General features: G+C 51.3%; 25 protein-coding genes and 1 tRNA gene. 5 read left to right on the top strand and 21 right to left on the bottom strand.

The genetic code is table 11. The annotated features are described in order from the left end of the window. Positions 1-118: 118 nt before the first annotated feature. Both MPQ_RS05400 and MPQ_RS05395 read right to left on the bottom strand, forming a co-directional pair. The gene (locus MPQ_RS05400; RefSeq protein ID WP_041362088.1) at positions 119-421 is read right to left on the bottom strand and encodes a DUF1840 domain-containing protein; all 303 of its coding nucleotides are present in this window, start codon (positions 419-421) and stop codon (positions 119-121) included. A gap of 101 nt (positions 422-522) precedes the next feature. Next, on the bottom strand, positions 523-924 hold the full coding sequence (locus MPQ_RS05395; RefSeq protein ID WP_013441884.1) for a hypothetical protein: 402 nt from the start codon (positions 922-924) through the stop codon (positions 523-525). 277 nt (positions 925-1,201) lie between these two features. Between MPQ_RS05395 and MPQ_RS05390 the strand changes: the two genes are divergently transcribed. Further along, positions 1,202-1,480: a hypothetical protein gene (locus MPQ_RS05390; protein ID WP_041362086.1), complete on the top strand. Its 279-nt coding sequence runs from the start codon at positions 1,202-1,204 to the stop codon at positions 1,478-1,480. Between the two features lie 99 nt (positions 1,481-1,579). On the opposite strand, the gene MPQ_RS14165 is transcribed toward MPQ_RS05390, so the two are convergent. The 10 genes from MPQ_RS14165 to MPQ_RS14210 all read right to left on the bottom strand — a co-directional run bounded on the left by MPQ_RS14165 (position 1,580) and on the right by MPQ_RS14210 (position 9,654). Further along, entirely contained in the window at positions 1,580-1,678 is a 99-nt protein-coding gene (locus MPQ_RS14165) for a PEP-CTERM sorting domain-containing protein (RefSeq protein ID WP_255348600.1), read from the bottom strand. Beyond that, the gene (locus MPQ_RS14065) at positions 1,642-1,764 is read right to left on the bottom strand and encodes a hypothetical protein (RefSeq protein ID WP_238525373.1); all 123 of its coding nucleotides are present in this window, start codon (positions 1,762-1,764) and stop codon (positions 1,642-1,644) included. The genes MPQ_RS14165 and MPQ_RS14065 overlap by 37 nt, the downstream gene beginning before the upstream one ends. 113 nt (positions 1,765-1,877) lie before the next feature. Continuing rightward, positions 1,878-2,300 carry a hypothetical protein gene (locus MPQ_RS05385; RefSeq protein WP_013441882.1) on the bottom strand — a complete coding sequence of 141 codons (423 nt, stop codon included), beginning with the start codon at positions 2,298-2,300 and terminating at the stop codon, positions 1,878-1,880. Positions 2,301-2,452: 152 nt separating this feature from the next. After that, on the bottom strand, positions 2,453-2,980 hold the full coding sequence (locus tag MPQ_RS05380) for a DUF2380 domain-containing protein (protein WP_013441881.1): 528 nt from the start codon (positions 2,978-2,980) through the stop codon (positions 2,453-2,455). 127 nt (positions 2,981-3,107) lie between these two features. After that, complete coding sequence (gene chrA / locus MPQ_RS05375) at positions 3,108-4,469, bottom strand: chromate efflux transporter (protein ID WP_013441880.1); 1,362 nt, start codon at positions 4,467-4,469, stop codon at positions 3,108-3,110. Between the two features lie 182 nt (positions 4,470-4,651). After that, positions 4,652-4,930, bottom strand: coding sequence for a VOC family protein (locus MPQ_RS05370; protein WP_013441879.1), 279 nt, complete (start codon positions 4,928-4,930; stop codon positions 4,652-4,654). Positions 4,931-5,222: 292 nt separating this feature from the next. Next, the gene (locus MPQ_RS05365) at positions 5,223-7,007 is read right to left on the bottom strand and encodes a glycosyltransferase family 39 protein (RefSeq protein ID WP_013441878.1); all 1,785 of its coding nucleotides are present in this window, start codon (positions 7,005-7,007) and stop codon (positions 5,223-5,225) included. Positions 7,008-7,611: 604 nt separating this feature from the next. Continuing rightward, on the bottom strand, positions 7,612-8,391 hold the full coding sequence (locus tag MPQ_RS05360) for a hypothetical protein (RefSeq protein WP_041362084.1): 780 nt from the start codon (positions 8,389-8,391) through the stop codon (positions 7,612-7,614). A 551-nt stretch (positions 8,392-8,942) separates the two neighbouring features. Continuing rightward, complete coding sequence (locus tag MPQ_RS14270) at positions 8,943-9,251, bottom strand: recombinase family protein (RefSeq protein WP_148225259.1); 309 nt, start codon at positions 9,249-9,251, stop codon at positions 8,943-8,945. Beyond that, complete coding sequence (locus MPQ_RS14210) at positions 9,133-9,654, bottom strand: recombinase family protein (RefSeq protein WP_083801043.1); 522 nt, start codon at positions 9,652-9,654, stop codon at positions 9,133-9,135. Before MPQ_RS14210 ends, MPQ_RS14270 begins: the two co-directional genes overlap by 119 nt. A gap of 989 nt (positions 9,655-10,643) precedes the next feature. Here MPQ_RS14210 and MPQ_RS05345 point away from each other — a divergent pair. Beyond that, positions 10,644-11,861, top strand: coding sequence for an IS256 family transposase (locus MPQ_RS05345; protein WP_013441877.1), 1,218 nt, complete (start codon positions 10,644-10,646; stop codon positions 11,859-11,861). A 29-nt stretch (positions 11,862-11,890) separates the two neighbouring features. Here MPQ_RS05345 and umuC read toward each other — a convergent pair whose 3' ends face one another. The 4 genes from umuC to MPQ_RS05325 all read right to left on the bottom strand — a co-directional run bounded on the left by umuC (position 11,891) and on the right by MPQ_RS05325 (position 15,134). Then, complete coding sequence (gene umuC, locus MPQ_RS05340) at positions 11,891-13,183, bottom strand: translesion error-prone DNA polymerase V subunit UmuC (RefSeq protein WP_013441876.1); 1,293 nt, start codon at positions 13,181-13,183, stop codon at positions 11,891-11,893. Next, positions 13,161-13,601: a LexA family transcriptional regulator gene (locus MPQ_RS05335; protein ID WP_238525358.1), complete on the bottom strand. Its 441-nt coding sequence runs from the start codon at positions 13,599-13,601 to the stop codon at positions 13,161-13,163. Before MPQ_RS05335 ends, umuC begins: the two co-directional genes overlap by 23 nt. A gap of 23 nt (positions 13,602-13,624) precedes the next feature. Next, positions 13,625-14,977: a DUF6538 domain-containing protein gene (locus tag MPQ_RS05330; RefSeq protein WP_041362080.1), complete on the bottom strand. Its 1,353-nt coding sequence runs from the start codon at positions 14,975-14,977 to the stop codon at positions 13,625-13,627. A gap of 81 nt (positions 14,978-15,058) precedes the next feature. Continuing rightward, positions 15,059-15,134: transfer RNA gene (locus MPQ_RS05325), tRNA-Arg, on the bottom strand. A gap of 69 nt (positions 15,135-15,203) precedes the next feature. Between MPQ_RS05325 and MPQ_RS05320 the strand changes: the two genes are divergently transcribed. Both MPQ_RS05320 and MPQ_RS05315 read left to right on the top strand, forming a co-directional pair. After that, positions 15,204-15,770 carry a peroxiredoxin gene (locus tag MPQ_RS05320; RefSeq protein ID WP_013441873.1) on the top strand — a complete coding sequence of 189 codons (567 nt, stop codon included), beginning with the start codon at positions 15,204-15,206 and terminating at the stop codon, positions 15,768-15,770. Positions 15,771-15,806: 36 nt separating this feature from the next. Continuing rightward, positions 15,807-16,034, top strand: a complete 228-nt coding sequence (locus MPQ_RS05315; protein ID WP_013441872.1) for a hypothetical protein — start codon at positions 15,807-15,809, stop codon at positions 16,032-16,034. A 66-nt stretch (positions 16,035-16,100) separates the two neighbouring features. On the opposite strand, the gene MPQ_RS05310 is transcribed toward MPQ_RS05315, so the two are convergent. After that, positions 16,101-16,460 (bottom strand): hypothetical protein, encoded by a 360-nt coding sequence (locus MPQ_RS05310; protein ID WP_049821875.1) that lies wholly within the window; start codon positions 16,458-16,460, stop codon positions 16,101-16,103. A gap of 288 nt (positions 16,461-16,748) precedes the next feature. Between MPQ_RS05310 and MPQ_RS05305 the strand changes: the two genes are divergently transcribed. Next, on the top strand, positions 16,749-17,372 hold the full coding sequence (locus tag MPQ_RS05305; RefSeq protein ID WP_013441870.1) for a lytic transglycosylase domain-containing protein: 624 nt from the start codon (positions 16,749-16,751) through the stop codon (positions 17,370-17,372). A 2-nt stretch (positions 17,373-17,374) separates the two neighbouring features. Here the strand turns inward: MPQ_RS05305 and MPQ_RS05300 are convergent, their stop codons facing one another. Genes MPQ_RS05300 through MPQ_RS05285 form a run of 4 tightly spaced genes read right to left on the bottom strand, consistent with a single transcriptional unit; the run spans position 17,375 to position 20,792 of the window. Further along, on the bottom strand, positions 17,375-17,911 hold the full coding sequence (locus MPQ_RS05300) for a type II secretion system protein (RefSeq protein WP_013441869.1): 537 nt from the start codon (positions 17,909-17,911) through the stop codon (positions 17,375-17,377). After that, positions 17,898-18,332 (bottom strand): type II secretion system protein, encoded by a 435-nt coding sequence (locus tag MPQ_RS05295; RefSeq protein ID WP_013441868.1) that lies wholly within the window; start codon positions 18,330-18,332, stop codon positions 17,898-17,900. Before MPQ_RS05295 ends, MPQ_RS05300 begins: the two co-directional genes overlap by 14 nt. Next, positions 18,307-18,780 (bottom strand): type II secretion system protein, encoded by a 474-nt coding sequence (locus tag MPQ_RS05290; protein ID WP_013441867.1) that lies wholly within the window; start codon positions 18,778-18,780, stop codon positions 18,307-18,309. The genes MPQ_RS05295 and MPQ_RS05290 overlap by 26 nt, the downstream gene beginning before the upstream one ends. Beyond that, positions 18,777-20,792 (bottom strand): secretin N-terminal domain-containing protein, encoded by a 2,016-nt coding sequence (locus MPQ_RS05285; RefSeq protein WP_013441866.1) that lies wholly within the window; start codon positions 20,790-20,792, stop codon positions 18,777-18,779. Before MPQ_RS05285 ends, MPQ_RS05290 begins: the two co-directional genes overlap by 4 nt. Positions 20,793-20,804: the final 12 nt, after the last annotated feature.

Raw genomic sequence — 20,804 nt, 5'->3', positions numbered from 1 at the left:
GTCTAGACAGTATAGTCTAGTCGTTATAACCGGGTTAATGCTAAGACAAATCGCTTATGAAGGAGGTCGGAAGAAATGAATTTTCAAGGATGAAACAAGGTTGGCGAAATCACGAGAATCAGCGCCACATGACGTTACTTTTATTTTGCTGGGCGGATTCAAATAGCGCAATCAATGGCAGTGCTCGATTCTTGAGACTAACACCCGCGCTCTCACCACCGTCATCTCCATCGTCCGCACCTGCGATCACTTCGGTATCGCCTTCGGTTGCCTGTTTCAATCGTTGCAGGGCTGCAGGCACGTCTTCGGCCAATATCGCCCCCGGCACAGTACCACTGTGCCCGATCACACTCAGAAGCTGATGGGCAACCTCGTTGAACATGCTGATATCACTATAACGATCTGTCGAAAAAGTTATCACCCGTCTTTACCTTTTATCTTGTTTTTGTTGATGTACCGCTTGGGCTAATGCGTCCTACGGTTGGAATGCATGGCTATTGCCTGCTCACGTGAATCCTTGCCTTAGAGGGCGACAGAAGTTGCCGTAACGCGTCGGCGTGGCTTGCCTGTGGTGACGACTTGCGGCCGGGTATTCAATACCAGTTCCCCCGCCACGCTCACTTCCACGGCCACTTTTGAAGCCACAGCACGTGAACTCCACTGCCCCAGCACTTCCATTACATAGGCGCAAGGCATCGCATCCAGATCAATCAATATGCATTTTTGTTTTGCTGCCGCCTCTGGATAAATCCTTAGCAGGCGTGGATCCGTGGCCAAGCGCAGATAGTGCGCCATCTTTTTTTGCACGGCAAACGCATCCAGTTCATCAAGACGTCTTTTTTCGTAAATACCCAAGCGAAACACATTTTCGCAGCTCATTACAAAATCAATGACATCCTCGCGTGCAACCCCGGACTTTGACATGCTAACCCCTAGTAGATATGGATAAAGTAGATGTGGATAAATCAGCCGCCCCATAGCGCGAATCACGCGCGGGACTGGTTGCATAGATTATTGCTTATGCATCGTGGCACGCATGATCGGTCAAGCCCTGATTTTGATGTCAGAAAGCACTGACAGAAGCCCGTCGCGTCAATAATTCCTACATGGAATTAAGCCATTAGCGGATGCTGACACCAGGGGCCATACCTTACCTTGAAGGTGCACCAAGCAATAACTACAAACTACCAAGGAGATCATCATGAAACTTATTGTCAGCATGCTATGCAGTGTAATGCTGCTTGTGAGCAGCACCATTTCGTTCGCAGAATCCACCCAAGGCAACTCCACTACGACGACACCACCAGAGCAAATGGAAAAGTCCCACAATACAGACCATAACGCCAAGCACCCGTCTCAAGATGGCACATCTACCGGCAGTAGCAATGATATTCAAAAGCTGAAAAAGAAATCCGAAACAGAAAGCAAAGCCAACAAGTCGCGCGATATGCAGAAAGAAAACAGTGGCAGCAGCTATTGATCGCTGCGAGTTACTGTGAGATGTGATGCGTAATTAATAAATCGCGTAAATAAAAAAGGCTCCACATGGGAGCCTTTTTTATGTGTACTTACTGCCAGATTACGCTTGCTTGTTAGCCTTGCGACGAGCACTGAAGCCAACAGCTGCAATGCCTGCCATCATCATGGCGTAGGTAGAAGGCTCTGGTACGGCCGAAATGCAGTGCAGAACGTAGTCAGACTGGTTGTTGCATGCACCACTTCACGAGCACTGAAGCCAACAGCTGCAATGCCTGCCATCATCATGGCGTAGGTAGAAGGCTCTGGTACGGCCGAAATGCAGTGCAGAACGTAGTCAGACTGGTTGTTGCATGCACCACTTCCACATGTACCCAATACAGCAGTAAAGGACAGTGCGCTCACCTGCTTGTCACCAAACGGATTGGCAATTGCCCACAGTGCGCCTTCGCGGTGATGATGATGTTCTTGGTGAACGAAACATCAATACGTTCGCCAATATCGATTTCACCAGCGGTCTTGCCAGAAATGCCTACACCGGTGTAGCCGTCCTGGGTTTTCTTCTCGAACTTGCCGCCAACTGCCGTGAAGGTGGCATCGGTGTCAGGGATAAAGTTCTTGAAGGTTTGCGTGCTTTTGCCGTCCTTGAAATCCGAACCGAAAATGCTGTTGTCAGGATCACAGACGTAACAGCCATCCTTTGATGTGCTGTATTTGCCATCGCGGTCGTGCTTGTCGCCCTTGCCATAAGTGAAGTTGGTAGCAGATGCGTTCAGGCTGAATACAGCCAGACCGATCAGCAAACCGATTTTGAATTTATTCATGATTTTCGTTCCCCGTTGTTGTTGAATGATTGTTGGAAGCCATTCTAGGGAACGAGCGATAGGGCGACCATTGTACCGTGGTACACCTGTACTTCAGTACAATACGGCCGCGTCAGCCTGGCTCGTCGATACGCCCGCAAGCGAGGTATACATTACTGTGCATTCTCCAGTTTCAATAGCCTGTCTTTGACGACCTGGGCAAGGTTGGCTGCAGTGCGTATGGTCGTGTTGCGATCAGTCCAGGAGCTTTCCAGCTGCGAGGATTTGGACATGAGTACCTGATGGGTCTTGATATCCACCAAGAGCAATCTCGGGTACACAAAGAGATAGGTTGGCTTCAAAGCCACACCAATCAGCAGATAATCTGCCCCACTTCCCTCTGCCAGTTTTGCTGCATTCTCGATGTTGTTATAAAGATAGGTAGCCGACTGGCTTGCCATGGCCGCCTTGATCGCCTCATTCGGCGGGACAAGGTCAATATCTTTCTCGGCAAGCTTTTCATGAAATGCTGACGACAGCAGCGCTATGCGCTCCAGCTCTTCCGGGGCATTCGGGATATCGGTCATGTCGTTCAGCTGAAAATCCAGCGCCATGATCTTGGGACGAGGCTCTGCCTGGGCGCTGCTAACGGAAAGGCTGATGCAACAGCACAAGCCGAGGACGGTGAAAAAACGCTTCATGTGGGAATACCTTGAGAGTCACTGCGGTGAAAAAACCAGGAGAGGCACTTACCATGGTAGGACTGCGCTGGAGGTTATAGGTTGCGCTTAATCGCCACCAAACTCGCTGAAAGCAATATGGAGCAGGTCAGATTGATGCGAGTTTCAGGCACATGCCCAGCAGGCCAGACGCCAGAATCACCGGGATAACGCCAACCTTGAACCGAAAAATAGCCAGCACCGCAGCCAGCGCTAGCAGCAAGGCAACCCAATCCACACCGGCATCCAGCCCTTGCGGCCACATCACGTGATACGCAAAAAACACCGCCAGATTGACTATCACGCCGACCACTGCTGCCGTAATCGCCGAGAGTGGCGCGGTAAATTTCAGCTTGCCATGAGTAGTCTCGATAAACGGCCCGCCCAGCAGAATGAACACAAAGCTAGGCAGAAAGGTAAAGAAGGTCACAATGCCGGCTGCCGCAAATGCAGAAGCCACGGTGGCGCCTGCGCCAAATACCTCGTTTACCCATCCCCCCACAAAGCCGACAAAGGTCACTACCATGATGAGCGGCCCCGGCGTTGTCTCGCCTAATGCCAGGCCATCGATCATCTGCGGGGCGGTGAGCCAGTGATAATGCTCCACAGCGCCCTGATACACATATGGCAACACCGCGTAGGCACCTCCAAAGGTCAACAAAGCCGCCTTGGTAAAAAACCAGCCCATCTGCGTATACGCCCCATGCCAGCCATACGCCGCCATCAGGCCGCCCATAGCCACTAGCCATAGGCCCAGGCCAGTCAGCGCCACTCGCCATAAGCTGGCCCAGCTGAAGAGGGCATGCGCTGGCGCAGGCGTATGGTCATCTATCAATGCAGGCCCCACACTTCCAGCAGCAGGGCCATGGCCCCCACCCACCTTGAAATACAGCGGAAAATATTTACCGCCCAGATAGCCGATCAGGCCAGCGGAAACAATAATCAACGGGAACGCCAGCTTGAACACAAATATGGCCAGAAACGCCAGCACCGCAATGCTCCACAGCACGCGGTTTTTAAGCGTGCGCAGGCCTATGCGGTAGGCCGCAAACATCACTATCGCCACCACCGCAGGCTTGATTCCATACAACACCCCCGCCACCGCAGGAACAGATCCATACGCCATGTAAATCCAGGCCAGGCCCGTCAATATGAAAAACGATGGCAGCACAAACAAACCACCGGCGACAATTCCACCCCAGGTACGATGCATCAACCAGCCGATATAGGTCGCCAGCTGCTGCGCTTCAGGACCGGGCAACACCATGCAGTAATTCAGGGCATGCAAAAAACGCTGATCAGAAATCCAGCGTTTTTTCTCCACCAGATCGTGGTGCATGATGGCAATCTGCCCCGCAGGCCCGCCAAAACTGATGAAGCCTAACTTGAGCCAATACCAGAACGCCTGCGCCAGAGAGACCGGCTGAGGGGCTGGGGTTGTGGGGTATACCGGAGTAGTTTTAGTGCTCATAAGACCTCAAGCCAGAGTCGAACCTGTTTGAATGCAAGCACACATGCGCGAGCAATTTTGTACCTTGCCAGTGAGAAATCTGGCGGCAAGCATCAATCCACATTCTGCCCAATACGCCACAGCACACCTGAGGGGTCGGTCAGGCAAAAATCCCGCATCCCCCATGATTGCGTCTCCAAAGGTCAAATTTTAACCGCATATTTTTTCACGACACCACTATCGTCAATATGACGCCACCACGCATCTACATCATCCACCAGGATATGCATCATGAAATTTTCAGCAAACCCTTCCGTACAATAATCCTGCAGCAGAAAGCTCACCCCTCCACAATGAAAATAGGCAACGCCACCGCCCTCGGAAGCCATGGTAAAGCCCATATCGGTATAAAACTGCTTGGACAAAGCAAAGTCTTTGGACGGGACGAAGGCTTTGATTTCGGTAATGTGTAGGTTGGACATGGTGGCGCCTGAATTGCGATAGGGACAAGAATTCGAACAAGAGTGAAAAAAACACCTCGTATCTTGCTCTTTTTAGGTACGAAACTGGGATGAAATTATGCGAATGTATCCAGTGAGGCCATCAAGATGGATACCCCATCATCAACGACCTTCCACTTGCCACCGACTCTAACATAAAAGTCCTTATGCCTCACACCAGCAAGGGCGATGTCACTTTCGTAGTCCGCCTCATCAGCCTCAGAGATATAGCAGTGAAAAACATTGAGATGCTAGTTTACGACTTGGAGTATTCTCAACATTCTCTGGATGATTTGATCTTATAAAGTACAACAGGATCACTTTTATACATCTCGGAAAAATAGCAGGCAAAGTCCTCTTTCAAGGAAATGCTTTTAAATACATCCTGATTGATCATCAGGTTTTCAAATCCCATCCTGACTAACTTGTCATGCAAATCACTTGAGCTCAGATCAACGAAATCTCTATAGCGACCGGGTCCAAAATGATCGCCCCATGTCTGATTCTTCATGTAATAGACGGCATATTCCATACCAAACTGGTAAGTATTACCTTTGGCATATTTATTCTGAAACTCAATCGCCTCATAGCCTGGTATTCTTTTCTTAAGAACCTTTTCACGAACACTGTCATTCCACGCAACATATTTAAGCGATGATTTCGTTGCGGATAAACCGCTTATCATAAAAGCGATAAGTAGGATGGAAGAAATAACGAGCCATGATTTCCGTATTTTTTCCGCTTCCGTAGAGATTTCGTTAATAGTTGTTTTTGTTATTTTACCAAATAGAAATTTAGCAATATAAACAACTCCTGCGGCTGAAAAAACTGCCAGTAGTGGATAAAGTGGAAGCAGATATCTCGGATAATGCGAAATAATCATCCACACTGCAACCGAATAAGCGCAAAAAATAACTAATGATCTGATAAAACGCTTTGCATAAACTTCCTTATTCAGCAAGCAAAATGGGGCAGCCCATAACAACCACTCAGGCCAACCCTTTACAGTACCAAGCTCAATGAACTGTGATCTGAAATCCTCAGCATTCCAATCATAAAAACCGAATATTTTCCCGCCCATAGGGGAAAATGGATCGCCGGTAATCACAAAATTTCTGAAATACCAATAAGCACATGGAATCAGGAAAAGCAAAGTTAGCTTCAAAAACACTTCAACTTTTACCCTCTTAACTACAAGTAACACAAAGAAAATCGGCAAAAACATGAGTGCCTGGTATTTGGTCCCAGCAGCAAGTCCCATAAAAAAAGCAGCCACATAAAGCAACGCGTTATTTTTTGGATTTTCTGACCAGGAATAAAATGAAATCACAGCGGCAACGATAAATAAAGTAAGACCCATATCAATATAGGCATTGCCAAAATAGGACCTCGAAATTTGCAACCAAATCAATACTGATAAAACAGCAACAAAAGAATCAAAATAGCGTTTTGCCACTTGGTATATCAAAACGGCGGTTAGCCATCCTGCCAATGCATGCAACAAATGCGGAAAAATATCATCCACCAGGATCATTCCTGCGGCGTAAAGCAACTCATAGTTATATGGAAACCATGGATACCTTATCCATTCATTCACGGTCAACTTACCAGCCATTACCCATTGCTGGGCATGAGGCAAGTGATACATGACTTCATCCCATGATGTGGGTGGATGTAATGGTTTTAAAAGTGTAGGTAAAACACAGAGTACTAATGAAAAAATGTAAATTTTTCTTGATTTTCCAAGAGATTTACATCCCTCAAAAAAGGTTTTCCTTTGATTTTTATCTTGGAAATAAGAGAACAATCTTACCGAGGATATGACGACTCCCACAGCGATGATCAGCGCAAGTGCTGTGAAATTCAAAAAACCAAGAATTGAAATGAGCTGAATCAGGCAGATGACAATCCCCAATCCAAGCGATGTTTGAATGGGATGTCGAATATTCCCCAAATCTCCGATAGCGGATGATGAGCGTGCAACAAGATGCCCTATGCCCCAAAAAGACATGATGGCCACCATCAAAATAAGGTAATGATAAATAAAGAATTTAAACATGGATTATGTCTTGTTCATTGTTATGATTAGCAACATTACGATGCATTTAAAAAGTAATCTGTACCAAAAATCAGAATGCCCATCAAGCAAACTCACTTCAGGTTATTTTTATGAAACAGCCTGAGAATATCTGTTTATCAATCAAGCAAACGTGATTTTAGACACATATCAGCAAACCCATAGAGCGAAATCTCATACCGTTGATCGTTGAGTTGGGGGCTTGAATAGGTCAGTTGGCAATCCCAGCGCTTACACTTCTTACAGGCCAACCACAGACAAGGCAGACGCAGGTGTTTGTGGTGCCCTCGACAGGTATAAGGCACTGAACCTTGAACCCGTAATCCTTGCGCCACAAGGCTTCTCGATGTGTGGCTAGTTAAAAGTACCACAAGAATACCACATAGGTACCTCCATTATCAGTGATAATGATGCTACAGATACCCTATCAAAGCCGGATGTCGAAGACATTGAACTGCATAAGGGGTTAATCAGCGGAAACTCAACTGCCCCAATGGGTCGCCAAGGCTTTGTCGTCTAGAGGTGTCACAATGAGACAACCCCAAGCTACACCTTAAAATGTCTTGGGGCTGCCCTCATTGTTATCTTAGAACTCGTCCTCTGGTGGAGGAGTGCCGGGGAATTCTTGATGAAGCCTCGTCAGTAGTGCTTTGACTTGTTCAGCGATTGTCCAGCGCTCTTGGTCGCTGGATTCTCTGGCTGCCTCAAAGACCTCTTCAAGGGTAAGCTTGATCTCCCGTCCTCTTAGATCGGGCATGGTAGTTAATCTGTTACCAGTGCCCTCCGCTGCCGTGTTGGTTCCGTTTCCGGCACTCATCGCTCTAGCAATTGACGGGAAATCTTGCTGCATCCAACGGGCCAAGGTTTGATGGGAGGTTGCCTGTAATTCCCTAGCGATCTCGCGATATGACTTGTACTTTAGTCCCTTGCGACATTGACCCGCCTTGACGTAAATCTTGAACAACTCCCGGCGATCAGAACTCGTCAACCCGAGCCCATGGGTGAGATTGCCTCGCGCACCTAGGAATCTCAAAGTGGCAGTATTGGTATCTTTCGGTACGGTTAACGCCTTAACTACGACATTCCCTTTAAAGTCGCTGTTGCGCATTGCTTGATAGCGATGCCAGCCGTCCAAGAGTATAAGTTTATCCATGGGGGAATCCCCCTCCCGCCGAGCAACTAGAAGCGGAGGAAACAAAGCCTCGTTACTCAGTGCTCTTTGATAAAGCTCAACCGTTTTGGAGTTCATCAGCTTCCGTGATTGATATAGGGGGTTCATCTCGATGCAGCCAAGCGTGACCTCCATCGTCTCCTCTGGAAACTCTAGGCTGTTCTTAAAGCTGCTGGTGGGTTTGTTCGGTGTCATGGCTTCGTTCTTCACTTTCTACATTTAGGGATTGCTGATGCTGGTCAAGGATTAGGGCAATTGCTTCATTGTTGTTTAGGTGAACCGAGTGTTGCTCAAGGTAGCGCCGTTGAAAAAGCTTGAGATAGTCAAAGGTTGCCAACGGAAGCGCGAAGCTCCTGAAGACCTTTGCGGGGGGGTGAGGGGTCATGATTTACCTGTTGATGTTGATGGGAAATGTACGACCGGGCGGGCGGCTCGGGTTGTACTGAAGTAAGGGTTTAACCCCCCAAACCCCAACATCCAATTGATTCAAAATGACTAAGCAGCCATTCCGCCCCCATTGCAGGACACGAAAACAAGGCCTCTCCATGCTCACCCCTAAGTACCAATCGAATAACGCGTCATGGCTCGATTGCAGAAGCCTCAGATGACCCTCTTCAGGTCAGGCCGCCCCATCACGGATACTGATCACACTTGCTCTACTGATTCCATAATCCCTAGCGACCGCCGACACTGAGTCATTCCTAGAGAGTCGCTCCAAGATTTCCTTGCGCTGAGCTGCGCTGGTCTTAGAAGGCCCCATCACGGATACTGATCACACTTGCTCTACTGATTCCATAATCCCTAGCGACCGCCGACACTGAGTCATTCCTAGAGAGTCGCTCCAAGATTTCCTTGCGCTGAGCTGCGCTGGTCTTAGAAGGCCTACCCTTCGTTTTCCCTTCAGCCCAAGCCCTTGCCTGTCCCGCCTTAGTACGTTCAACAATGAGGGTACGCTCCATCTCTGCAACCGCCGATAACATGGTCAGCATTAGCTTTCCAGCGGGAGAGGTCAGATCGGTATTGCCTAGCTGGAGTACCACCACCCTCGCCCCCATATCTTGCAGGTGCCTCACGGTCTGGAGTACATCGACGGACCGCCGATAACATGGTCAGCATTAGCTTTCCAGCGGGAGAGGTCAGATCGGTATTGCCTAGCTGGAGTACCACCACCCTCGCCCCCATATCTTGCAGGTGCCTCACGGTCTGGAGTACATCGACGGAATCACGCCCCAAGCGGTCAATCTTAGAGACTACCAAGGTCTCCCCTTTGCGTATCTTATGGAGCATCTTGGAGAACTGAGGACGCTCAAGAGCCGGAGTCTTGCCGCTAACCCCTTCGTCAGCAAACCAGTATTCATGCTCAATGGGGTACCCTGCATTGCGTATCTCAAGTAACTGATTGTCTGCTGTCTGTTCGTCGGTACTGACGCGCCCGTATGCGAATACTTTGGAGGTCATTGGGAAGCCCTGAGGTGTTAGAAAGTGATGTTAGTATATCAACACCTGTTGGAAATTGAAATACATACTTTCTAACACAGCGCGACTGACGATTGGGAGTGGTGTTGGAAAACGGTCACTTTATGACACTTATGGATGTGCTCCGGCAACACTCAAAAAATCAGCAATAGATGTTGTATCATTGGCACTCAGGCATAGCGAGTGCTAATCCTGAAAAGAAAAAACCGCCCAAGGCTGCAACCAAGGACGGCTTTTGCAGAACCTCATCATCTGGCGAGGTCTGCGCCCTGTATCGAACGAGGGACGATCACAATAGCTGATTCTTCATGTGTTAGCAATTGGACGTACCTTAGGGTTCTGCGCCAGTACAACGCCATTTATCCTAGGAAAGGACACATCATGGCAAACGGCAAGAAACCGGGTACGAGGGACGATCACAATAGCTGATTCTTGATTGGTTAGCAATTGGACGTACCCTAGGGTTCTGCGCCAGTACAACGCCATTTATCCTAGGAAAGGACACATCATGGCAAACGGCAAGAAACCGGGTACTAACACCGGAAACAAAGGTGGTATTTTCCAAGAGGAAGGACCAAGAGGAGGGCTGCATCCGAACTACGTAACAGTAGCGGACAACAAGCCATTACCTCCAACCTCCTCCCGAGGTAGCACTTGGATACCAACTCATACAACCCCGAACAGCAAGAGATAATCGGTAAGGTGTGAGCTGGAAGGGGCGGCTTAGGCTGCCCCTCATAAATAGTATCAATTCGACCCCGACTCCGGGCACCGGCCATAAGTGGGCATCAGGCGTTCCTAGTACATCCTCGAGAAAGCGTAGGGGCCAAGGGGGGTGTAAATCGAGACGGCCACCAGCGTATAGGGTTTCACATTTTTCCTGAAATATTCCCCTCATGAAATGTTCAAATGGATGTAAAGGACTGAATGTACAAAGTCATTTGGAGCTGACCCTACCCTAGGAGATTCAGATGGCTGATATTATCAAAGTAGTTCCCAAGGATGGCCCTAAGGATGTTGTGGATAGCGTTCTGTCTACATACAAGAAGACCGAAGGTGTTATAGAGGAAGCTGGACTCATTAAGCAACTAGCCCGCGCACTGATTGAGCGAGCTATTGAGAGCGAGATGGCGGATAGCAACATACCCTCCCCCCTGTCGACCACCGTCTCTCATGGGAATGGCTTTACCCCAAATTCTCAAAGAATGATTAAAGGTCAACCCTCGCATGACCTAGAAAGCCATTTTGAGTCTCAGCTTATAACCCACCCCAAAAGTAGCACAACTAACTACGATGAGCAGATCATCGCCTTATACGCTCGCGGGATGACCGTTAGACAAATTCAGAGTTATCTTGAAGAGACGCACGGACTTGAGGTCTCAACATCCACAATCTCCACAGTAACAGATCGGGTAAATGATGATTTGAAGGCATGGCAACATAGACCGCTGGACGAGGTTTATCCAGTTGTGTACCTGGACTGCTTACATGTAAAAGTTCGTGACACTGGTGCAGTAAGGCCTAAAGCGGTCTACTTAGCGATAGGCATCAACATGGAAGGGGAGAAGGAAGTTTTGGGTATCTGGATTTCTCAAAACGAAGGTGCCAAATTTTGGCTACAAGTCGTTACTGAGTTGAAGAACAGAGGGGTGCAAGATATCTTCATTGCTTGCGTAGATGGTTTGAAGGGGTTTCCTGAAGCGATTGAAGCTGTATTCCCTCAGACCTCGGTTCAACTTTGTATCGTACACATGGTTCGCTACAGCATGAACTACGTGCATTGGAAGCTTCGTAGAGAGGTTGCCGCAGACTTAAAACGCATATATCAATCCGCAACAGTCACAGAGGCTGAGGAATGGTTAACTGCTTTTGAGAAAAAATGGGACGCGTTCTACCCTCCTATCGCGCAATCTTGGAGACGAAACTGGTACAGAATTACTCCCTTTTTTGATTACCCTCCCGAGATCAGGCGCGTCATCTATACGACCAATGCTATCGAATCGGTGAATATGAGCTTAAGGAGAATCATCAAGCACCGTGGCTCCTTCCCCAACGATGAATCGTTAATCAAATTGTTCTACCTCGCTTTGAATAACATCAGCCAAAACTGGAACTTACCCTTGCGCGATTGGAAAAGCGCCTTGAACAGATTCAGCATTCAGTTTGAAACCCGAATGCCTCATTTTTGAATTTCAATGAAGAGGTACTTAGCAAAGAGTCATTCAATGCGTCTGAGCTGCCCCCAGTCGCCAGTATAGTTGGGGCTTTTGAATCCTCTTCGCATTACCCAGGCTTTCTCTAAGCCCTCCGAGGCCACCTTGAGCGTCCCCTTGGAATACTTGCTATTGATTCGGTCCAAGGTATCCATCAAGGCTTGCGCCTTCGGCGTTGCCTCAGAGCAGCCTAGAAGCTCTTGCTGCTGGCCTTCTTTGGGTACCAGCTCCATTAGCATCACCCCCGCCTTCTGATAGTAGATACCGGGGCGGTAGATACGCCTCAGCAACCATAGGGCTGCCTTGTTAATCTGCAAGGTGTTATCCGTAGGGCATGGGAGCGCCACGGTACAACTAGGCCCATAGTATTCGGCCTTATCGAAGGGGCTATTCTGAATGAAGATATACACGGCATTAGCGTACAAGCCCTTGCTCCTGAGCCGCTGGCTGGCGTTGCTTGCGTGATAGCTTATGGCCTCTTCAAGGTCTTTGAGCTGGTGGACTCGTGCCCCGAATGACCGGGAGGACATGACCTGCTTCGCCTCCGGTACCATCTCTTCAAGGTCTAGCAGCACTTCCCCGTTAAGCTCTCTTACAGTGCGCTCAAGCACCACTCCAAACTTATCTCGGACTCGCTTAGGGTCTGCCCTTTTCAATCGGAGTACATTCTCTACCCCTACCGTGGCAAGGCTGGCCTGTAAGCGTCGCCCTACGCCCCACACAGTGTCTACCGGGAGTTGCCCTAGGATAGCCTCAAGCTCACGCTCTGAGAGCGCTGTAAGGTCACACACGCCTTCCCACTGCGGTTGCTTCTTAGCGCAATGATTGGCGAGCTTGGCTAGGGTCTTGGAGTGACCAAACCCCACGCAGATAGGTAACCCTGTCCAGTCTTTCACCGTCCGCTTTATCTCTTGGCCGTAGTCGGTCAGGTTACGAGTAATGCCCGTCATCTCAAGGAATGACTCATCAATGGAGTACACCTCCTGCCGGGGGGAGAATTGCCTTAAAGTGGTCATGAAGCGATTGCTCATGTTGGCGTACAGTTCATAGTTGGATGAGAACGGCACCACTCCCAGCCGGAGGGCCTCCTCTTCAATCTCGAACCACGGACGGCACATCCAGAGCTTCAGCAATGCCTTCGCCTCTTTGGATTGAGCAACCACGCACCCATCATTATTCGAGAGTACAACCACAGGCTTTCCCTCTAGGTCTGGCCTAAAGACTTTCTCGCATGAGGCATAGAAGCTGTTAGCGTCTGCAAGGGCGAATACGCGCTTAAGCTGCTGCGCTGATGACATAGGTCACCACACCCCAAATAATCAGTTCCTGGCCTTCTGTGAGCGCAATAGGGGCATAGGCGGGATTGTCTGATAGGAGCTTCACCACGGCCCCACGCTTATAGAGTCTCTTAACCATCAATTCCCCTTCTACCATGGCAACCACGATGCTTGAGGACTTGGCCTTTATGGAGCGGTCTACCACCAGCGTAGAACCTTCAAAGATGCCCGCACCAATCATAGAGTCACCGCTGACAGTGAAGAAGAAGGTAGCGGGAGGATTGCGCACCAGCCGTTTGTTAAGGTCCAGCTCCGCTTGCTCATAGTCTTGAGCTGGGGAAGGAAAGCGGGACTGCCCCGCCCTCAGTGGAAAGTATTCATGATGGCTAGCTAATTTGTACGTTCGTACACTATATTGGATAGTGCCATGTACGTCCACCAGCTCACATCATGAATAGAAAATCATACTTCCACAGTTTTAAGCATCCATTCCTGAAGCAAATGCAAGGCGTATCCTTCCCCGTAATCGTCCCCAATGCTTTCAGAAGACCATCCTCCAATTTGCTGAATCACGGAACGGGGGCAATTCACATTGCGGAGACGATCTCGAATGCTGTGCCTCAACTCATGAGTTGTTTTGTCCACACCTCTAGCTTTAATCCAGCTATTGACTGAGGCAGCAGCTGTCCCAGCCTTGCACTGACCATTGGAGATATACCTTGGAAAAGCAAACTTCTGTCCAGCTTGCGCACTAGCAAGAATGCGTTGGGCGGCCCACAGTGAAGTACCTATCAACGGTACCTTGCGCCTACTAGCTTTTGTCTTAAGTGATCTCCATGGGTGCGGTTGGAAGTGAACATACGGCACAGGCTCTTCGAGATGAATATCAGCCAAGGCTAACCCTAAAACCTCGCCCAGACGTGCTCCAAGGTCGGTAAGCATCCCAATAGCCCAGCGGATGTCGTCGTCTTTTGCAATACAGGCAGCCTTCAAGGTTGCTAGCTCTTTAGGACTTAAGCTCACCCTCTTATCCGCATCCTCTCCGAATCCAGGAATACGCAACCGCTCAAAGGGATTGGTACGGTGTATTTCTTTCTCAACTATGACAGTGTTAAATCCGGCCTTGAGAGGCACGATCATCCTACGAACAGTACCTGTTTTGAGACGTTGGGCTAACAGCGTCTTAACGTAGCCATTGGCGTCCTCTCTGGTCACGGCTTCAAATGGCTTATTTCCCACGGAATCAATAAAGCGAGCCCATGCCCTAAATGAGTCGTTATAGAACTTCTGATCGTTTCGCTTCTCGTGCCCCTCAAGGTATACATCTCGGGCATCACTGAGAAGGAGTTTAGGCTTATCGTTAAGCAGCCTTATAGCTTCCACCTCAACTGGCTCAAGGTACTCGTCTATGGATACCTGATCGGCAAGCTCTACGTCTCCCCCCGTGTACTGGTATTCCTTGTCAATCAGTACATCATAGAATCGCTCTAGGAGAATCTGATCGTTAGTTGCGGGCTGCGGCTTTAGGCCATGACGCTCAAGGAGGAGCTTAGCGTTTTCTCTAACAGAATCTGGGCAAACGCTGGGATCACGTCTTAGGGCTTCCCAAATAGCCTCGTATTTCCTATTGAGTTCCTTGACCTTACGGGCCACCTCTACAGGGTCCACCGTTTTCAGGTTCTCTTTGATGTGAGATTTTGAGCCATACCGCTCTTGAAGATCATTGGGTATCTTGCGCTGGAAGTAGTAATTATCACCGCGCTGGTAGACGTACTTGATATGCAAACTGAAGACCGTTCCGAAATTGATTACCACGAGAGTACCTCAAAAGTACCACACGCGGAAGCCATCAGCAAAACTAAGGCATTGTTTAATATCAACAATACCTCATTTTTCTGGTGCCCTCGACAGGAGTTGAACCTGTGACCCTTCGCTTAGGAGGCGAATGCTCTATCCACTGAGCTACGAGGGCAAGGGCGTTATTTTCGCATAAAAAACGTTGCAGTAAATTTGCAAATACAAAATCGCGGTCAGGCTTGTTATGATGAATATCTTTGTTCCGCGGGCTTTAACAATGAAAATCCTTCTTGCGTCTGCTTTTGTGTTTCTCGGCTTTCTGCTTTACCGCTCGTTTGCCATGGCGAGCCCTTTGCCGCAGGTGGGGCAGGCGGCACCACCTTTTTCACTTACAGGCATCAAGGGAGACGTGCATGGCCTGAATGATTACCAGGGGAGCTGGCTGGTGCTGTACTTCTACCCCAAGGACGATACGCCGGGCTGCACCAAGGAGGCTTGCAGCTTTCGCGATGACATGGTGCAGCTGGAAAAACTGGGGGCGAAGATTGTGGGGATCAGCGTGGACGATGCCGAGTCGCACGCGAAGTTTGCCAAAAAGTACAACCTGCCGTTTCCGCTATTGTCGGATACCGATGGCAAAGTTGCGGCGAGTTATGGCGCGCTGACCAATCTTGGCATCATCAAAATCGCCAAGCGCTATACCTTCCTGATCAATCCTCAGGGCCAGATTGCCAAGGTCTACCAAAGCGTGGATACTTCGCGCCACTCGCAGGAAATTATCGATGATTTGCGCCAGCTCAGCGCGCGGTAACAGATTTGCCCACATCAGCTAAAGGAAGCACCCCTCATGAAAAAACTGCTATTGATCGCCATCCTGGCATCGCTCTCGGCATGTACCACACCCAATTCAAAGCCCAATCGCGAATGGATCAGCGTGAACTGTAACGGCTTTGCCTCCTGGGACAAATGCAATGAAAAAGCCAAGGCCTATTGCCCAAATGGTTTTGAAATTGGCAGCAAAGAAGAAAGCCTGATCGAGCAGAAACGCATCATGGAGTTTTCCTGCAAGCCTTAACTGGCAGCCTTGAAATGCAAAAGAGCCATCAATGATGGCTCTTTTTTTATGCCTTGCGCTGCCGTTTTATTTTTTGATCGGCGCGGGGACACTGCAGCCACTGTAGGTATTTTCCGGTGTAACCACCAAGGTAGCCTCTTGCCCCTGGATCGTCAGCGTCGATACCCCGTTGCTGAAAGAAGTGCCGGATTTAGCCAGGGCGAACTCGCGCTCAGGAAGGATCACCCAGGCAGTGGCGCCGTTATCCAGCATGCGTACATAGAACTTCCTGTTTTTTTCGCAGACATAGGCGGTTGAGTTAGCCGGTGCCCCTGGCACAGACGCGACCTCATCCCCGCCAAACGGCCAGACTTTCACGCTGCTGCACGCGCTCAGCATCATGACCACAGAACCAACTGCCAACCATCGGTAATTCAGATTATTCATAACCCCACCACTACCTTAAAACCAAAGTGTGCCATATTGCCAGTTGCACTCCGGGCTTACAAGCCGGGCACACGAAACGGGAAGATTTGGGGGAGCAAACGAGATTGCGGCCAGCAACAAACAGTCTGCTGGCCGCCGCTTTTGTGAGAAAGCTGATTCATCATAGTGGCCAAGCGCCAGCTCAACAATGAGCGGTGACAAGAATGGTCCAGTGGCGGCAGCCATATTTATGGTGATCCCTCGCTGTGCTGTCATGCGCTGTTCATATCCGGTGGATATGCTGGCCGCATGCGGCATTCACTCACCCTCCTCTTTTTGCTTTTGCTGATGGCGCCATGGCGGGCTGAGGCCGATATCTACATGCTGAAAAATGATGCCGACGAGATCGTGCTCAGCAATTTACAGCCGCCCGAAAACGCGTCCGGTTATGAAGTGCTGGTCAGCGAAGATACATCGCAGCATCCAGCATCGCATGCCAGCCGCCCTTCACCGCTTTCAAAGGCCAGCTTGCCCTATGCCGCCAGCGTGCAGCAGGCTGCCAGACTGACCGCGATCGAGCCCGCCTTATTGCACGCCATCATGCATGTGGAATCCGGGGGCAATCGGCAGGCGCTGTCGCCCCGTGGCGCCGCCGGCTTGATGCAGCTGATGCCCGCCACCGCCAGACGCTATGGCGTGCGGGATCCGCTGGATGCCAGGCAAAATCTGCTGGCCGCTGCCCAATATCTGCAGTCGCTCAAACAACAGTTTCATGGCGATATGTCGCTTATGCTCGCCGCCTACAATGCCGGGCCGCAGGCCGTAATACGGCATGGCTACCAGGTGCCGCCGTATGCGGAAACCCAGCGCTACGTGCCCCACGTGCTGCAGCATTATCGCCATTTGCAGCAGCGCATTTCCGGCATGCCCTAGCTTTAGCGTCGCGTAGCGCCCACACCTGGCGTGGCGGCCTCCTCCGGATCCAGCAGCTCCTGCCCGAATACCCACTGGCTGTAGCGGCTCGCGCCTTTAAACCCGCGGTCATCAGAGGCAAAGCCCGCCTGTTTTATGGGCTTTTCCGTAGAAAGACTGTAAATGCCGATTATGCGTCCGCGCTGCCTGATCAGGCCCCACTCGGCGCTACCGGTGATCGGATCATCGTATCGTTTGCGCAGGTGCCGCTTGATGTTGGGGTAGCGTTTGTCCAGCAAAAGGTCATCCAGGCTGGCCGGGTACATATTGACACCCGAGGGATTCGCGGCCTGATAACTGGCAATCGCCGCCCGGTACTGATGCCCCACAAACAAGAGCTGCTTTTCCTTTTCGGCACGCAGCTGGTGATGCCAGCGCATGCCCACCGCAGCAAGGCCGACACCGGCAATGGCGATCATCAGCAACAGCCCGATATAGCTGAATCCGCGCTGTTCGCCGCGGCGATATTCGCTGGCCGTAGCTGCCCTACCATTCGGCATAGGCCGTTCCATCGCGTCCATTGCCCGGCGCGCCGCTACGGATGTCATACACCGCCCCCGCACTGCCCGCCTCCACACCATTCACATTCACTTCCGGCGCGATCAGCACCCAGGTATCGCGTGAACCGGTGATGGGGTCTGGTGGCACGGCGCGCAGATAATGCAGGCTCACCAGTTCCTCCAGCGAGGCCGGATAGCGCTCATGGTCCCCGTAAAACTTGTCGATGGCTTCGCGCATCACATTGAGATCATGCCTTAGTGTCGATTCACGGGCCTTGTCCACACTATGAAAATAGCGTGGCACCGCCACCGCAATCAGCAAGGCGACTATGGTCATTACGACCATCAGTTCGATCAGGGTAAAGCCCTTGAAGCGCTTGCGGCTCTCGCAGTTGCTACCAGTCACGGTACCAGCTTCCATTAATCGCCTGCTCCGGGCTTTTGGAATACACATCGTAAACATCCACGCCTTCGCTGGGCGCATCGGCCTCGCTCTGGTAGCTGCGCTTGCCCCAGGTGTCAGCCGGGGCCAGCGTCAGATCATGATTGAGAGGATCGCGTGGAATCTTGCGGATGAAGCGGATGACTTTCCTGTCTGGCCGCGTCTGGTCCTGCACGCCGCGCTCCAGCACATCCAGACTGGGCGGATAGCCGGACTGGTCCAGCCCGCGCTTGATCTTGCCTTCCTCATAGGCCAGTTTGTAGGCATCCAGCGCCTCGCGAATCTGCCGCAAGCAGGTGCGCAACTCGGCCTCCTTGTTGCGCTTGAGCGTCAGCTGAAGTACCGGCATCGCCGCCGCGGCGAGGATAGACACGATCACCACCGTGACCACCATCTCGATCAGCGTGAATCCAGCGCGGGACTTCATCGCGACAGGTCCACACCTTCCACTGCCGGTTGTGCTGCAGGCGCAGGGACAGCGTTGACCGGCGCTGTGGGCGCGGGCTGGCTGGCATTAGCCGCGGCAGCGCCAGGCTGGGCAATCGCGGCATCTTCAGAAGAGACACCAGTGGCATCTGCTGCCACGGCCTCAGAAGTAGACTCCACCGCAGGTCCACTGGCAGCCGGGCTGCCACCGCCAGCAGGCGCTGCCAGCTGTGGCTTGTCCGAAATGCCATTCTCGGTGCCTGACCAGTATTCGGAAATTTCCGCGTCAGGCCGCCGGATGTTGCCCAGAATGCGTGGCGTAATCGCCAGCACGATTTCGGTCTTGTTCTTGCGATCTTCCTGATTGGAAAACAGCCGCCCGAGGATGGGAATATCGCCCAGCGCAGGCAGCTTGCTGGCGTTTTTGCGCTCTTCATCCTGTATCAGCCCGGCCAGTATCTGCATCTCGCCATCCTTGAGCCGCAACAGCGTGCTGGCATTGCGCGTGCCTATGGTATACACCGTGGCGCCATTGCGCGTGGTGGTGCGGTCGCCCAGCGAGCTCACTTCCAGGCCGATCTTGATATTGACGAAATCATCCAGCGTGATGCGCGGCTCCACATCCAGCTTGAGGCCGACATCAATATAGGTCACGTTTTCCGAAATGCCGACATTGGCGGTGGAGGTCGTGGTGATAATCGGCACCTTGTCGCCCACCAGAATCTTGGCCTTTTCGTTGTTGCGCACGCGTATGCGCGGGTTGGAAATGAGATTGACGTCACCTGTGGTTTTGCGGAAATTGACCGCCGGGTTGGGCGAGACATCAAAGCGGCTGGAATTAAGATTGAGCAAGCCCTCCAGCGTCAGTGGCGAATCCGTTGCCACGGTAGACGTGACCGCAATACCCGACCCCGCCGTGGAAGTGGTCACGGGAATGCGGCTATTCACCGAAATCTGGTTGGGGTAGGCAATGCCCAGTTCCTGCAGGCGGCTGCGGCTGATTTCCAGCACTTCGATTTCCAGCATGACTTCAGGATCAGCCAGGTCATTGGCCGCCACCAGTTTTTCGGCGATATGAATCACCTCCGGCGTATCGCGCATGACGATCATGTTAAGCCGCTCGTCCACCACCACATCCTTGGTCTTGAGCACGGTTTTCAGGGTGGAGGCCACCTGCTTGGCCGAGGCATTGGTCAGGTAAAAGCTGCGTATCATCAGCTCTTTGTAATCTTTCACCTTCTGCGGCGTGTTGGGGAAAATCAGCGCACTGGTTTCAGTGAGCGCTTTTTTCTGCAGGCCATTGGTCGCCAGCACCATCTCGATGGCATCTTCAATCGAGGCCTTGCGGATATACACCGTAGCCTTGGCATCGGCGCGAATATCCTTGTCCAGAATGAAGTTGATGCCAGTGGCGCGCGACAGCGCCTCGAATACCATCTTGATATTGGCATCGCGAAACTCCAGGCTCACCGGTTTCTGGAATGGCGGCTTGAGGCGTGGCGGCTCCGTCTGCGCCACATCGCGGCTAGCGCGTATGCTGGCCTGCAACTGCTGCGCTTCCTTGTTATCCGGGTTTTCCATCAGGATATTGCGCAATATCGACCAGGCGCCCTCGCTATTCTGGTTGTCCAGCATGGCACGTGCCTGATCCAGCCGTTTGCTGTGGGCATATTCGCGGGTGATGCTGGCCTTGCCGGCAATCGCCCGCACATTGTTGGGGGCAAGCGCAATCACGCGGTCATACAGGGCGTTGGCTTCAACAAAATGGCCGGCGTTGCGCTGCTTTTCCGCCTCGGTCAGCAATTCCTGCACCGCCTGCTCCTGCGTAATCAATATATCTTTGCGTGGCACGGCGGCCTCGGGCTTAGCCTGCAGGTTTTCCTCTGCGCTGTGTACCCGCGTTTCGGGGGTATCGCCCTTGACCTCGGACTTGGGCCAGGGCGCAAAGGCGCAGGCATTGAGCATGGTCAGCGTTAACAGGCTGCAGAGCGTTGAAAGGCGAACAGGTTTCATCTTGGGTTTCAT

The sequence above is a fragment of the Methylovorus sp. MP688 genome (assembly GCF_000183115.1).
GTDB lineage: Bacteria > Pseudomonadota > Gammaproteobacteria > Burkholderiales > Methylophilaceae > Methylovorus > Methylovorus glucosotrophus.
The sequence above is the reverse complement of the archived record's forward strand: the minus strand, read 5'-3'. Positions and strand labels throughout refer to the sequence as shown.